Here is a 13,466-nt window from a genome sequence, read left to right on the forward strand (position 1 = left end):
ACCTCTGGCGCCGACTAGCCTGGGCGAGTGACAGATCGCATCGAGGCAGCCGCCGCTGAGCTGCGTCCCCTGCTCCAAGAGTTCATCCTGTGGGCGCCTGAGCACGCGCCAGACAGCGATCCCGACCTGGTGGGCCACGCCGCCCTGTGGCATCGCCTGGCCGCCTCCAGCGACATCCACCGCTGGAGGCGCGCCGACCTGCGTACCGTCCTGCTGGAGCGCATGCCGCAGGTCGTCGAGGATCCCGACAGGGCGGCCGACGGCATGGTGCCGGCCGTGCGCGCCTATCTCGCGTTCCTGTCCGACACCGGACGCCTCGCCAGGAACTCCGACGCCATCGGCGACCTGCTCGCCGAGCTGGAGGAGATCGAGGACGACTTCGTCGAGGCCATGGAGGAGGTCGCCGACTCCGAGGACGACGACGACCTGGCCGAGGACGAGGAGCTGGAGGAGGCCGACGACGAGGGCCTCGGCGACTTCGAGCCGTTCGCCGACGAGCTCGGCGCCCTGCCCACCATCCGCCTGCGGCCCGATGCGGAGCTGGCGACCGCGGCGAGGGCGGTCCCCCTCATCGCGTCGGCCCGCGACCTGGCGGTCTGGGTGGGCACCGAGCGGGTCGTCGGCGAGGAGAGCCTGCTCGACGACGACGAGATCATCGAGGCGCTGGACGCCATCGGCCTGCCGCGGCCGGAGCGCACGGACATCCCGCTGGCGCAGGCCGTACCGGCGCTGTGGAACATCTGGAACCTCGCGGTGGATCTGGAGTTCCTCACCCCCGTGGGCGCCGACACCGTCAGCGTGGACGACGACACCGCCGCCTGGCCGTTCGAGGACGACGAGGACGTCCTGGACGCCTGGATGCTCGGCCTGCACTCGATCGACTACGGCGACCCCGAGCTCGAGGACGACGAGCTGACCCTGGCCCTGTCGGGCCTCACCCGGGGCCTGCTGGTCCGGCTGCTGCTCGCCCAGGGCTCCCGCCCCCTCGCCGGGCTGCGCACCGAGCTGGAGGAGGCCGCCGCCGACCTCGACGACCTCGGCGCCGAGGCGTGGGCCGCCGCCACGTCCGAGCTGGGCGACCCCCTCAAGCCCGTGCTCGCGTGGCTGAAGGGCTACGGCATGGCGGAGGTCGAGGGCGAGGGCGACGAGGCCGTGGTACGCCTGACGCCGCTCGGCGTCGAGGGCGTGGTGCACCTGATCGACGACGCCGACATCGAGGTGGACGCCCGCCCCGCGATCGACGCCATGACCGCCCTGGACCTGCTGTCCTTCGGCTCGGAGCTGCCCGAGGACGAGGCCGACGCCGAGTTCGCCGACTGGCTGAAGCTGCGCGAGCCCGAGGAGGCCGCCAAGGAGCTCCTGCGCGCCGCCGCCGAGGACGACGCCGACGCCCTGATCCGCGTCCAGGCCGCCAGCCTCGTCGGCTCCCTGGGCGAGGCCGCGATCCCGGCGTGGCAGGAGGCCCTGAAACACCCCAGCCTCCGCCCGTACGCGGCCACCCACCTCACCCAGTTGGACGTGGAGGACGCCCCCGAACCCACCCAGTCCGACACCCACTGGCTGATCCTCGACATGTGGACCATCTCCGCCGGCCTGGGCCGCCAGGAGTTCGTCAGCAGCCTGCACGACATCGGCCCGTCGTCCATGCTGACCGGCCTCCTGGAGGTCATCTGGAAGGTCCCCCACCCCCACCTGGAGGAGCTTCTGGACGCCATCAGCACCATGCACCCCGACCGCCAGGTGGGCAAGGCCGCCAAGCGAGCCCTCTTCAAGGCCCGCTCCACCAAATAGCCCGCCTCCCCCTCCTGCTGGCCTGCACAGGCCAGCAGGAAAGCCTCGCTACGCTCGGACGCCCTGGTCGGCCAGGGTCTGGGCGCGGGCCTCGCTGGGGGTGAGGCCGAACCTGGCGCGGAAGAGGCGGGCGAAGTGGGCCTGGCTGGAGAAGCCCCACCGGTGCGCGACGTCGGCGATGGTGGTCTTGAGCGCGCCGGGGCCGGTGAGCTCCTCGTGCGCCCGCACCAGCCGGCGCTCCATGATGTGCTTGGCCGGCGAGGTGCCGGTGTGCTCGAAGATGCGGGCCAGGTGCCGCACGGAGATGCCCATGACCCCGGCGACCTGGGCGGCGCCGAGGCAGGGGTCGTGCAGGTGCCGCTCGATGTAGTCCTCGGCCACGATCAACTGTGACCGGTACGCGCCGGGGCTCGGCCGTCCTCCCGTACGCTCCTCGGCGAGCCGTCCGAGCAGGTCGAGCACGGCGCGCTCGGCGTCGGCGGCGCCGGGGCCCGAGCGCAGCGCGGCCAGCCCGCCGACCAGCGAGCCCAGCGCGGCGACCAGGGCCCCCTCACGCGCCGTCTCCCTGCCGAACACCATCGGAGCCGGCAGCCCGCCCGGCACCGACGCCCGCGCGAACAGCTCCTGCGGGACGTCCACCAGGATCTGCCTCATCGAGGAGGAGAACCCGAACAGGTACGGCCTGCGCGTGTCGTAGACGACCAGTTCGCCCGCCGAGACCCGCAGGCAGCCGTTCTCGTGCAGGAACACCGCCTCGCCCTTGAGCAGGAGGGTCGCGAACACCGAGTCCTTGGGCGTGGATCTGACCGTCTGGGGGCTGCGCTCGATGACGTGGGCGTTCCCGGCGATGTCGGCGAGCCGCAGCTCCGCCAGCCTGATGTTGGTCTGCCTGGCGAGCAACCCCCGCTCGGAGTAGGAGGTGCAGGACAGGCCCACCAGCGCCTTTCGGTTGTAGTCCTCCCAGTAGTGGATGCGCTCGGCGGGGGCTACGTGCTCGGTCGTGGCCCGCGAGATCACGGAAACGGCGGACATACGACGACCTCCTGGCGTTCGTGCATGTCAGAAGGACACAGCTTAAGTGGCGCGTCAGACGGCGAGGAAGCCTCCGTCCACCGGGACGACGGCTCCGGTGACATAGGCGGCGGCGGGCGAGCACAGGAACGCCACCACGGTGGCGACCTCGCGCGGCCCGCCGAACCGCCCGGCGGGGATGCGGGCCAGCACCCCGGCCGACGCCGCCGGATCGTCGAGCACACCGCGGGCCAGCGGGGTGACGACGAAGCCCGGCGCGACGGCGTTGACCCTGATGCCGTCGGCGGCGTACTCGGCGGCCAGCGACTTGGTGAGCTGCGACACGCCGCCCTTGCTCGCGCTGTAGGCGGGCCGGTCCCTGCTGCCGAAGAAGGCGAACATCGAGGAGACGTTCACCACCGAGCCGCCGTTCACCGCGAGCGCGGGGCGGGCGGCCTGGCAGGCCACCATGGTGGCGGTCAGGTTGATCTCGATGACCCGCTGCCAGCGCTCCAGGTCGTACTCGTGCCGGTCGTGGCTGACCCCGGCGCAGTTGACCAGCGCGTCGAGCCGGTCGCCCGAGGACATCAGGCGGGCCAGCCCGCCCCGGTCGAGCACGTCGTGCTCCACGACGCGTACGCGCGGGTGGTCCGGCAGGTCGCCGGGGTCGGCGGGCGGCAGGCCGAGCGCGAGCACGTCGGCGCCCAGCTCGGCGAGGAGCACGGCGGTCGCGGCGCCGATCCCCGACGTGCCCCCGGTCACGATCGCCCGCCTGCCCGCGAACAGGCCGGGCGCGAAACCCTCGGTCACGATCGCCCCTCCCCCGGTCGTACCAGCACCTTGACCTGCTCCTGTCCGCGCAGCAGCGCCTCGAAGCCGTCCCGTACGACGTGGTCGAGCGGGATCGTGGACGTGACGATCGCGGCCAGATCGACGCCTTCCTCGCCCACCATCCGGATCAGCTCCGGATAGGCGTCGCGGTAGCCGACGCTGGTCATGATCGTCTGCTCGTTGTTGACCAGGGCGAAGGCGTCCAGGCTCACCGTGCCGGCCAGGCCCAGGAACATCACCCGGCCACCACGCCTGGTGGCGGCCAGGCAGGCGTCCAGCGTCTCCTGCGAGCCGGCCGCCTCGAAGGCGACGTCCGCCCCCTCCCCGCCGGCCGCGGCGGCGACCGCCTCGGCCAGGTCGCCCGCCACGACCTCGGCGCCCATCCGGCGGGCCAGCTCCCGGCGGACCGGGGACCGGTCGGCGGCGACGACCCGCACCGCACCGCACCTGACGGCGAACAGCGTCACCAGCAGCCCGATCGGGCCGAGGCCGAGCACCGCGACGGTCTCCCCCGGGCGTATCGCGGCCCGCCGTACGGCGTGCAGGGCGACCGCGGCGGGCTCGAACACCGCCGCCTGCTCCAGCGGGACCGACTCGGGCAGCCTGTGCAGCATGTACGCGGGCACGGTGGCCCGCTCGGCGAGCCCGCCGTCGCCCATCAGGCCGGCGAACCCGAAGTGGCGGCAGATGTTGTACTCGCCGGCCAGGCAGCGCGGGCAGCGCCCGCACCGGTAGTGCGGCTCCACGGCCACCCGGTCGCCCGGCGCCAGGCCGGTGACGCCGTCACCGGCCCGCACGACCGTGCCGCAGAACTCGTGGCCGAGGACGAGCGGCGCGGTCGCGCCGGACTCCGGGTGCGGCTCTGCCACCGGGATCGCGTGCGGCCCGTCGGCGTACTCGTGCAGGTCGCTGCCGCAGATCCCGCAGTACGCGACCTCGATCGTCACCTCTCCCGGACCCGGCGGGGCGAGGTGGACGTCCTCGACCCGGACGTCCCCGGCCCCGTGCCAGACGGCCGCCCTCATGCCGCCGCCCTGCGCAGCACGGCGGGGGCCGTCTCCTTCAGCGCGAAGGAGAGCGCCACCACGGCCAGCGCGCCGCCCGCGGCGATGAACATGGCGGCCTGCAGCCCCCACTGGTCGGAGGCCCACCCGGCGATCATCGGGCCGAGGAAGCCGCCTGCCAGCTCGCCCACGCCCATGATCACGCCGAGCGCGGTGGCCAGCGCCGCGCGCGGCACGGTCTCGGCGGGGATCGTGGCCATGAACAGCGTGAAGCAGCCGAGCCCGGTGTAGGTGAGCACCATGATCGCGCCGAGCAGCACCGGGTCCCCGACGTAGACCACGGCGAGCGGGCAGCACACCGCGAGCGCGGTGAACCCGATCAGCGCGGGCTTGCGGCCGATGCGGTCGGAGATCGCCGGCGTGGCGAACCCCCACAGCACCCAGGCCACGCCCAGACAGGTCATGACGCCGCTCATGGTGCCCGGGGTGAAGCCCTTCACCTCGGTCAGGTACGTCGGGGTGAAGGTGATGATGGTGACGAACCACGTCAGGTAGCAGCAGGCGATGAGCATGCACACGACGATGTTGCGCAGCCTGAGCACCTGGCCCAGCGGCACCTTGACCGCGGGCGCCTTCTCCTGCGCGGGGGCGACCGGCGTCCGCGGCGACCACTCGCGTACGAACTTCCAGATCAGCGCGGCGATGACCAGTCCGGGCAGGATCGTGACGTAGAAGGCGACGCGCCAGTCGTACGCCTCGGCGATCCACACCACCACGAGCGGCGCCAGGATGCCGCCGAGCAGGCCCGCAGAGGAGCCCTGCAGCAGGCCCATGTTGAAGCCCCTGCGGCTCTCCCTGGACGCCTCCACCATCAGCGACTGCGCCATCGGCAGCACCGCGCCCTCGGCGGTGCCCATCAGCGCCCGGGCCACCAGCAGGCCGGCGAAGCCGCCCATGAGCCCGGAGGAGGCCGAGAACAGCGAGAACAGCACCACCGCGGCGACCAGGATCGGCTTGCGCCGGCCCAGCGCGTCGGACAGCCGGCCCGCGAACATGCCGGCCAGCGCCCAGGTGAGCGCGAGCACGCCGGAGAGCGTGCCCAGCTCGGCGTTGGACAGGCCGAAGTCCCGGTCCATGTACGGCGCCAGGAAGGACAGCGCCTGGCGGTCGAAGAAGACGAACCCGAAGGCCAGGAACAGGATGAGCAGCAGCCGGTTCTCGTACCTGTTGGCCGCCGCGGTGTCCGGCGCGGTCGCGGTGTGCGTCATGACGAACTCATTTCGGGGGATGCGACGGGCCGGCGATCAGCGGAACAGGGAGTTGACGTAGTCGGCGCCGATGCCGACCTTCTCGTAGTGCTCGCGGCACATCTTGATGTAGTCGTGCACGTCGAAGAAGCCGTCGGCCTCGCCGTTCTCGTCGAGCCACACCAGCGGCCCCTTGACGATGAAGAACGTCTTCATCGGCTCGCCGCTGTCGTAGGCCACCAGCGTGTGCCCCTCGCCGGGCGCCTCGTAGACGAAGTCGCCCGCAGTGGCGGTCCAGGGGCGCTCCAGGTAGCCCCACTTGCCGGAGATCGTGTAGGCGAACACCTCGTGCGGGTGGTAGTGCCGGTTGACCAGCCCCGCCTCCTTGGCCCGCAGGATGTCGGCCCAGCTGTTGTCCTTGACGTTGATCCACAGCGGCCGGGACCCGACGGTCTCGGTGAAGGGGACGTAGTAGCGGTCGTCGTCGGTGGCGACCTTGGACAGGTAGACCTCGGGCAGGGCGTCGGGCCGGAAGGAGTTCTCGATCGGCTTGAGGTCCTTCCAGAACTCACCGGTGGGCATGTCGGGCATGTGAACGACCCCTTTCGCAGCGTGTTTCCCGGAAGTGAATCCCGGCGGGGCCGATGCCGTCTTTCCCGTGGTGGACCTGGCGGCTTGCATATTCCGGACATCCGCCGCCAGGCCGCGCCCGGTCAGGTGTCCCGGCGGGGACCGGGGAGGATGCGCTCCACCACGTCCGTGACCAGCCGGTGGATCTCGCTTTCGGGGAAGACGTCGGGCAGGGTCAGGCGCTCCACGATCAGCCAGTTCAGGGCGAGGTAGAGCGCGATGACGGTGGTGGCGTCGCCGGGGAGGCCGGACTTGGTGTGGTAGTCGATGTTGGCCTGGATGTCGGCACGGATGCGCTCGGTGAGCAGGCGGCGCAGCTCGGGGCGGCGGGTGGCTTCGAGGCGCAGTTCCAGCAGGGCCAGGTACCCCGAGGGAAAGCCGCTGATCCGCGCCACCAGGTCGTGCATCAGCTCGGTCACCCGGTCCCGGTCGCGCGGCCCCTCCGCGGCGGCGGCCAGAAGGCCGGGGTCGGGCTCCAAGCGCTCGTAGAAGCGGTGACCGACCTGGGTGAGCAGGTCGTCGCGGTTGCTGAAGTAGTTGGAGGCGGTGCCGTTGGGCACCTTGGCCTCGACGTCCACGGCGCGGAAGGTGAGACCACGCGCCCCTTCCCTGGCCAGGACCTCGATGGCCGCATCGAGAAGCGCCGCCCGCCGTGCCGGATTCTGCCGCATCGCTGTCGTCTCCTGAGGCTCGCCGTTTGCACCACTTCAAGCGTAGTACTACGCCCTGACCACTTCATCCGGAGCGGTCAGGGCCGGCAGGCGTGCGGGCGGGGAACCGGCCGCCGCCCGGCTCGCCGGAGCCCGGACGGCGGATGGCTTGCGCGCGGGCGGGATGGAAACGCCGAAAGCCCTCAGGTGAAACCACCTGAGGGCTTTCGGATTATGTAGTCCCGACCGGATTCGAACCGGCGTTACCGCCTTGAGAGGGCGGCGTCCTAGGCCACTAGACGACGGGACCAGCAGGTCGTGCTTTCGGGGAGAACGCTTTGTCCTCCCCGTTTGTTTCCGGTGCTCCCCGGGAACGGGTGTAACTCTACCGCACCTTGAGGACTGCACAAAACGAGTTCCCGGCCGCGTGCCCGGCTCAGGGCAGCAGGCCGCGCCGGTACGCCTCGGCGACGGCGGAGGCGCGGTCGCGCACGTCGAGCTTGGCGTAGACGTGGAGCAGGTGGGTCTTGATGCTGGCCTCGCTGATGAACAGGCGGGCGGCGGCCTCGCGGTTGGTGGCGCCGCCGGCCACCAGGCGCAGGACCTCCAGCTCGCGCGGGCTGAGCGCGCCGCGTGCGGGCTTGCGGACCTGGCCGACCAGCACACCGGCCACCGAGGGCGACAGCACGGTCTCGCCTCGGTGAGAGGCGCGCACGGCGCGCAGGAGCTCGGCCGTGGGGGCGTCCTTGAGCAGGTAGCCGGTGGCGCCGGCCTCGATCGCGGGCAGCACGTCGGCGTCGGTGTCGTACGTCGTCAGCACCAGCACCCGGATCTCGGGCCGCTCCGCGCGCAGCCGCCTGATGGCCTGGACGCCGTCCATCTCCGGCATCCGCAGATCCATCAGCACGACGTCCACCCCGAGGGCGGTGGCCAGGCGCACGGCCTCGGCGCCGTTGGCGGCCTCCCCCGCCACCTCGATGCCGGGCTCGGCGGTGAAGGCGGCGCGCAGGCCGTCGCGGACGATCGGGTGGTCATCGGCGATCAGGAGCCTGATCGGTGTGGTCATCGCTGCTCCGGCTGGGTGGGGATGGCCGCGGCCACGGCGGTGCCCTGGCCGGGGGCCGTCTCGATGGTGAAGGTGCCGCCCGCGGCGTGGACGCGCTCGCGCATGGTCTCCAGGCCGTAACCGGCGGCGGGCTCCTTCACGGGCGGGTACGTGAAGCCGGCGCCGTCGTCGCGTACGTCGAGCAGGACCACGTCGTCCAGGTAGGACAGGGTGATCCCGGCTCGGGTGGCGCCGGCGTGCTTGGCGATGTTGGCCAGGGCCTCCTGGGCGACCCGGAACAGGGTGACCTCGGTGGCGGTGTCGAGGGCGCGGGGCGTGCCGGTCACCTCGAAGGTGTGCCCGACGCGGGCGGTCTCGGCCCATCTGGCGGCCATCTCGGCGAGCGCGCCGGGCAGGTGCGACTCCTCCAGCGGCGCGGGGCGCAGCGCGCGTACCGAGCGGCGGGCCTCGGTGAGGCCGCGCGCGGCCAGCGCCTCCACCTGGTCCATGTGCCGCCGCCACCGCGCCGCGTCCTCACGTACGCCGTCGGCGGCCCTGACCTGCGTGATCAGCGCGACCAGGTCTTGGGCGATGGTGTCGTGGATCTCGCGGGCCAACCGCTGCCGCTCGTCGAGCACGCCCGCCTCGCGCGCCTGGGTCAGGAGCCGTTCCTGGAGGCCGGCGTTCTCGGCCAGGGCCCGCCGGAGGCGTCCGGCGGTCTTCTCGCTGCGCTCGCTCTCCGCGGCCACCTGCCAGCCCGCCACCAGCAGCGGCACCGCGACGCCCAGGATGACCACCGTGAGCGAGCCGTCCAGCGCGCCGCCCTGCGCCACCACCATCACGATCGCGGTGGCGGCGACCGCGACCATGCGCAGCCTGGCGGGGAACAGCGCGATGGCCAGCGGATAGCCCAGGGAGGCGAACGCGGTGAACGCCTGGGAGCCGGCGACCAGCGCGCCGCCGAGCGCCAGCAGCCCCGCGTAGTGCAGGGTCACCAGCGGCAGGTGGGTGCGCTTGCGCGGGTAGAGCCAGGCCAGCGGTGCCAGCCAGACGGCCGACAGGACGACCAGCCCGGACGCGCCGGGGGTGAGCCCGCCGGTGGCCGCCGCCAGCGCGGTGGCGGCGGCCAGCAGCAGGCAGCCCAGGCCGAGGTAGACCCACCGTCCCCGCAGCCCGCCGGGGTCGGCCTCCTCGTCGGGGCCCATCCAGGTCATCCTCGCCTCATCCCCACCCGAACATCTTCGCCGACAGCAGGGCGAAGACGGCGGCGGTGACCGCCATGCGGCCATGGTGCGGAGCGGGAGCACGCCGCCGGATCGTCCCGTAGGACGGTCGATCGGTGGATTCGCGGCATCCACCGATCGGTGGAGGGGGGCCGGCCGGATGAGGAGCCGGCCGGGCGATCCGCGGTCCCGGTCCCGCGGACGATGCTGGGGCTCCGACGAGAACGGCGAAAGGACGCATGACGATGGGCATCACACGGCGTGGGGCGATCACCACCGGTGGGGCGGTGCTGGCCGCGTCGCTCACCGCGTCGGTCCCGGCGCGGCGCCGGGGCGTGGTGACGTTCGTGTTCGTCACCGGGGCCAACGGGTCGGCGCAGGCGGACCCGGAGCTGGCCCTGCGCGGGCACAGGACCGTCGCGGTGGAGCTGCCGGGGCACGGGCCGGAGGCGACGCAGTTCACCGCGGCCTACCAGGCGCCGCAGGACCTCGCCGCGCTGGCCGCCGCGCCCTCGCCGATGGCGGGGATCACGCTGGCGGACTACGTGGCGGCGACGGTCGCCGTCGTACGCCGGGCGGCGCGGCACGGGCCGGTGATCCTGGTCGGCGGCAGCATGGGCGGGGCCACCATCACCGGGGCCGCGAACGCGGTGCCCGAGCTGATCGACAGGCTCGTGTACGTCTCGGCGTTCTGCTGCGCGAAGCTGCGCAGCATCGAGGAGTGCCTGGCCACGCCGGAGGCCCGGACGAGCAGGTTCGGCGCGATCCTGCCGGGGGCGGTGGGCGATCCCGCGAAACTGGGGGCGGTGCGGATCAACTGGCGCACGGCCGACCGGACGTTCCTGAACGGGGTCAAGCAGGCGCTGATGGCCGACGCGAGCGAGGCGGAGTTCCTGGCGATGCTGAACTCCTCGCTGCCCGACGACACCCTGCACGTCTCGGGCGCCGACGCGAGGGGGCGGCCGGGGACCTGGGGGCGGGTGCCGCGTACGTACATCCGGCATTCGCGGGACGCGTGCATCCCGCCGGCGCTGCAGGACCGCATGATCAGGGAGGCCGACGAGCTGAACCCGCGCAACCGGTTCGACGTGCACACGGTGGCCGCGACGCACGCGCCCACGCGCGGGGCCTGGGGGAAGATCGTGGAGATCCTGGACGGCCTGGCCAAGGCCCTGTGAAACGCGAAAGCCGGTGTCGGGAAAGACACCGGCCGCAGAGCTGGGGTACCAGGACTCGAACCTAGACTAACTGAACCAGAATCAGTCGTGCTGCCAATTACACCATACCCCACCAAGATCGGCCCCTTGCCGGGTCCGCCTGGCGACCTCCGAAAGAATAGCCCAGCTTCGGGGTGAGGACCAAAACGAATGGCGACTTGGCCGCCCGCGGGGTCCTCACGTAGGAAGAATGGGACCGAGCCCCACCCCTGGGAGGAGTACCCCACTTGGCCGCCAACCCGTTCTTCGAGCCGAGCCCCCTGCCGTACAACCTGCCGCCGTTCGCCGAGATCCGCGAGGAGCACTACCTTCCCGCGTTCGAACGCGGGATGGCCGACCAGCTCGCCGAGGTGGCGGCCATCGCGGCCGATCCCGAGCCGCCGACGTTCGACAACACCATCGGGGCGCTGGAGCGGTCGGGGCGGATCCTGGAGCGGGTGTCCACGGTGTTCTTCACCCAGGTCTCCTCCAACAGCACGCCCGGGGTGCGCGAGCTGCAGAAGGAGATCACCCCGCGGCTGGCCAAGCACGCCGACGCGATCCACCTCGACCAGGGGCTGTTCGCCCGGATCGAGGCGCTGTACGCCGCCAAGGACGAGCTGCCCGCCGACGAGGCGTGGCTGCTGGAGCGCTACCACACCGACTTCGTACGGGCCGGGGCCAAGCTCGGCCCGCGCGAGAAGGAGGAGCTGGTCCGGCTCAACGAGGAGCTGTCGGAGCTGTCCACCGCCTTCGAGCAGAACCTGCTGGCCGACACCAACGCCGCCGCCGTGGTGGTGGACGACCCGGCCGAGCTGGACGGCGTGTCCGTCGAGGCCGCCGCCGAGACCGCCAGGGCGCGCGGGCTCGACGGCAAGTACGTCCTGACGCTGGTGCTGCCCACCGGGCAGCCGCCGCTGGCCTCGCTGACGAACCGGGCGCTGCGCGAGCGGCTGCACAAGGCGTCCGTCGGCCGGGGCGCCGAGTCCAACGCCGAGGTCGTGGTGCGCATGGCCAGGCTGCGGGCGCGCCGGGCCAAGCTGCTCGGCTACCCCACCCACGCGGCGTACGTCGTGGCCGACCAGACCGCGCCCAGCACCGCGGCCGTCACCGACATGCTGGCCAAGCTGGTGCCCCCGGCGGTGGCCAACGCGCACCGCGAGGCCGAGGAGCTGCGCGCCGAGGCCGGCTTCGACCTGGAGCCGTGGGACTGGGCGTTCTACGCCGAGAAGGTGCGCAAGGCGCGCTTCGACCTCGACGGCGCGGCCATGCGGCCGTACTTCGAGCTGGACCGGGTGCTGCGCGACGGCGTCTTCCACGCCGCGGGCAAGCTGTACGGCCTGAGCTTCACCGAGCGGCCCGACCTGCGGGGCTACCACGACGACGTGCGCGTCTTCGAGGTGTTCGAGGAGGACGGCAGCCCGCTCGGCCTGTTCCTGGCCGACTTCTACGCCCGCGAGTCCAAGCGCGGCGGCGCCTGGATGAGCAGCCTGGTCAAGCAGTCGGCCCTGCTCGGCGAGCGGCCGGTGGTGACCACCAACCTGAACATCGTCAAGCCCCCGGCGGGCGAGCCCACGCTGATGACCTTCGACGAGGTCAACACGCTGTTCCACGAGTTCGGCCACGCCCTGCACGGGCTGTTCTCCGACGTGCGCTTCCCCCGCTTCTCCGGCACGTCGGTGCCGCGCGACTTCGTGGAGTACCCCTCCCAGGTCAACGAGATGTGGGCGGTGTGGCCGGAGGTCCTGGCCAACTACGCGCGCCACCACGAGACCGGCGAGCCGATGCCGCAGGAGATGGTGGACCGCATGCTCGAGGCCGAGCGGTTCAACCAGGGCTACGCCACGGTGGAGTACCTCGCCGCGTCGCTGCTCGACTGGGCCTGGCACACCATCGACGCCGACACCGACCCGGGCGACGCGGTGTCGTTCGAGCGTGCGGCGCTGGCCGAGGCCGGGGTGGACCTGCCGCTCGTGCCGCCGCGCTACGGCAGCACCTACTTCGCCCACATCTGGGCCGTCGGCTACAGCGCGGGCTACTACTCCTACATCTGGAGCGAGGTGCTCGACGCCGACAGCGTGGAGTGGTTCAAGGAGAACGGCGGGCTGAAGCGGGAGAACGGCGACCACTTCCGCCGTACGCTGCTCAGCCGGGGCGGCAGCGTCGATCCGATGACGGCCTTCCGCGCCTTCCGCGGACGCGACCCGGAGCTGACCCCGCTGCTCGCCCGGCGCGGCCTGCTGTAGGCCCTCGGGGCCGCGTCAGGGGCGCCGGGGCTGGGCCGCCTCCAGCTCGGCGATGGTCTTGCGCAGCCAGTCTCTCTCGGCGGTGCCGGCGGCCTTGGCGACCAGGGCCATGCCGTGCCGGAAACGGTCCACCTGGCCGTCGGGCCGCTGGGGCCGGATGGTGCGGTAGAACAGCGTGCTGGGCAGCTCCAGGAACCGCAGGCGCTGCCGCAGCACGCGTACCTGGTCGGCCGGGTCGGGGAGCTGGCCGAGGAAGGCCAGCAGCGCGAAGAACCTGACCTGGTCGCAGATCTCGGCTTCCTTCGGCTCACGGAGGCGGCGGTGCAGCTCGGCGCGCCCCGCCTCCGTGATGGTCAGCACGTGGCGCCGCGACGCCGACGCGCCGGTCTCCTCGTGCCGCCGCAGCAGGCCCTTCTCCTCCAGCCGGGCGATGGCCGGGTAGAGCGCGCCGTCGCTCACCCGGCGCACGTGGCCGCTGAGCTCGTCCAGCCGGGCCTTCAACTCGTAACCATGCATCGGCTCCTCCCCCAGGAAGCCGAGGATCGGGAGCGCGAGATCACCGCTTGCCATGCATGGCACCGTACCGGCGGGA

The 13,466-nt window shown here is 72.3% G+C and carries 12 protein-coding genes and 2 tRNA genes; 3 read left to right on the forward strand and 11 right to left on the reverse strand.

Going from position 1 to position 13,466, the window contains the following annotated elements; translation table 11 throughout:
- The first annotated feature begins 27 nt into the window (after nt 1–27).
- Nucleotides 28–1,791 carry a hypothetical protein gene (locus tag HNP84_RS10990; protein ID WP_185049513.1) on the forward strand — a complete coding sequence of 588 codons (1,764 nt, stop codon included), beginning with the start codon at nt 28–30 and terminating at the stop codon, nt 1,789–1,791.
- Nucleotides 1,792–1,839: 48 nt separating this feature from the next.
- Here the strand turns inward: HNP84_RS10990 and HNP84_RS10995 are convergent, their stop codons facing one another.
- The 9 genes from HNP84_RS10995 to HNP84_RS11035 all read right to left on the reverse strand — a co-directional run bounded on the left by HNP84_RS10995 (nt 1,840) and on the right by HNP84_RS11035 (nt 9,423).
- A complete protein-coding gene (locus tag HNP84_RS10995) occupies nt 1,840–2,823 on the reverse strand; it encodes a helix-turn-helix domain-containing protein (protein ID WP_185049514.1) in 984 nt (327 codons plus the stop codon).
- Nucleotides 2,824–2,877: 54 nt separating this feature from the next.
- Complete coding sequence (locus tag HNP84_RS11000; RefSeq protein WP_185049515.1) at nt 2,878–3,612, reverse strand: SDR family NAD(P)-dependent oxidoreductase; 735 nt, start codon at nt 3,610–3,612, stop codon at nt 2,878–2,880.
- Complete coding sequence (locus HNP84_RS11005) at nt 3,609–4,658, reverse strand: 2,3-butanediol dehydrogenase (RefSeq protein WP_185049516.1); 1,050 nt, start codon at nt 4,656–4,658, stop codon at nt 3,609–3,611. Before HNP84_RS11005 ends, HNP84_RS11000 begins: the two co-directional genes overlap by 4 nt.
- A complete protein-coding gene (locus HNP84_RS11010) occupies nt 4,655–5,905 on the reverse strand; it encodes an MFS transporter (RefSeq protein ID WP_185049517.1) in 1,251 nt (416 codons plus the stop codon). Before HNP84_RS11010 ends, HNP84_RS11005 begins: the two co-directional genes overlap by 4 nt.
- A 36-nt stretch (nt 5,906–5,941) precedes the next feature.
- Nucleotides 5,942–6,475: a 2,4'-dihydroxyacetophenone dioxygenase family protein gene (locus HNP84_RS11015; RefSeq protein WP_185049518.1), complete on the reverse strand. Its 534-nt coding sequence runs from the start codon at nt 6,473–6,475 to the stop codon at nt 5,942–5,944.
- Nucleotides 6,476–6,597: 122 nt separating this feature from the next.
- Nucleotides 6,598–7,185, reverse strand: a complete 588-nt coding sequence (locus tag HNP84_RS11020) for a TetR/AcrR family transcriptional regulator (protein WP_185049519.1) — start codon at nt 7,183–7,185, stop codon at nt 6,598–6,600.
- 216 nt (nt 7,186–7,401) lie between these two features.
- Nucleotides 7,402–7,474: transfer RNA gene (locus tag HNP84_RS11025), tRNA-Glu, on the reverse strand.
- A 126-nt stretch (nt 7,475–7,600) separates the two neighbouring features.
- Complete coding sequence (locus HNP84_RS11030) at nt 7,601–8,230, reverse strand: response regulator (protein ID WP_185049520.1); 630 nt, start codon at nt 8,228–8,230, stop codon at nt 7,601–7,603.
- On the reverse strand, nt 8,227–9,423 hold the full coding sequence (locus HNP84_RS11035; RefSeq protein ID WP_185049521.1) for a sensor histidine kinase: 1,197 nt from the start codon (nt 9,421–9,423) through the stop codon (nt 8,227–8,229). Before HNP84_RS11035 ends, HNP84_RS11030 begins: the two co-directional genes overlap by 4 nt.
- A 254-nt stretch (nt 9,424–9,677) precedes the next feature.
- Between HNP84_RS11035 and HNP84_RS11040 the strand changes: the two genes are divergently transcribed.
- Nucleotides 9,678–10,610, forward strand: coding sequence for an alpha/beta fold hydrolase (locus HNP84_RS11040; protein WP_185049522.1), 933 nt, complete (start codon nt 9,678–9,680; stop codon nt 10,608–10,610).
- A gap of 40 nt (nt 10,611–10,650) precedes the next feature.
- Here HNP84_RS11040 and HNP84_RS11045 read toward each other — a convergent pair.
- A tRNA-Gln gene (locus HNP84_RS11045) sits at nt 10,651–10,722 on the reverse strand.
- Nucleotides 10,723–10,876: 154 nt separating this feature from the next.
- Here HNP84_RS11045 and HNP84_RS11050 point away from each other — a divergent pair.
- Nucleotides 10,877–12,874 carry a M3 family metallopeptidase gene (locus HNP84_RS11050; protein ID WP_185049523.1) on the forward strand — a complete coding sequence of 666 codons (1,998 nt, stop codon included), beginning with the start codon at nt 10,877–10,879 and terminating at the stop codon, nt 12,872–12,874.
- Nucleotides 12,875–12,889: 15 nt separating this feature from the next.
- On the opposite strand, the gene HNP84_RS11055 is transcribed toward HNP84_RS11050, so the two are convergent.
- Entirely contained in the window at nt 12,890–13,444 is a 555-nt protein-coding gene (locus HNP84_RS11055; RefSeq protein ID WP_185049524.1) for a PadR family transcriptional regulator, read from the reverse strand.
- Nucleotides 13,445–13,466 lie beyond the last annotated feature (22 nt).

The organism is Thermocatellispora tengchongensis (genome assembly GCF_014202315.1).
Classification (GTDB): domain Bacteria; phylum Actinomycetota; class Actinomycetes; order Streptosporangiales; family Streptosporangiaceae; genus Thermocatellispora; species Thermocatellispora tengchongensis.

Coding starts and splice junctions, on each gene's coding strand:
- HNP84_RS10995 (WP_185049514.1), bottom strand. CDS start 2,823: ATGTCCGCCGTTTCCGTGATCTCGCGGGCCACGACCGAGCACGTAGCC.
- HNP84_RS11005 (WP_185049516.1), bottom strand. CDS start 4,658: ATGAGGGCGGCCGTCTGGCACGGGGCCGGGGACGTCCGGGTCGAGGAC.
- HNP84_RS11010 (WP_185049517.1), bottom strand. CDS start 5,905: ATGACGCACACCGCGACCGCGCCGGACACCGCGGCGGCCAACAGGTAC.
- HNP84_RS11015 (WP_185049518.1), bottom strand. CDS start 6,475: ATGCCCGACATGCCCACCGGTGAGTTCTGGAAGGACCTCAAGCCGATC.
- HNP84_RS11020 (WP_185049519.1), bottom strand. CDS start 7,185: ATGCGGCAGAATCCGGCACGGCGGGCGGCGCTTCTCGATGCGGCCATC.
- HNP84_RS11030 (WP_185049520.1), bottom strand. CDS start 8,230: ATGACCACACCGATCAGGCTCCTGATCGCCGATGACCACCCGATCGTC.
- HNP84_RS11035 (WP_185049521.1), bottom strand. CDS start 9,423: ATGACCTGGATGGGCCCCGACGAGGAGGCCGACCCCGGCGGGCTGCGG.
- HNP84_RS11040 (WP_185049522.1), top strand. CDS start 9,678: ATGGGCATCACACGGCGTGGGGCGATCACCACCGGTGGGGCGGTGCTG.
- HNP84_RS11055 (WP_185049524.1), bottom strand. CDS start 13,444: ATGGCAAGCGGTGATCTCGCGCTCCCGATCCTCGGCTTCCTGGGGGAG.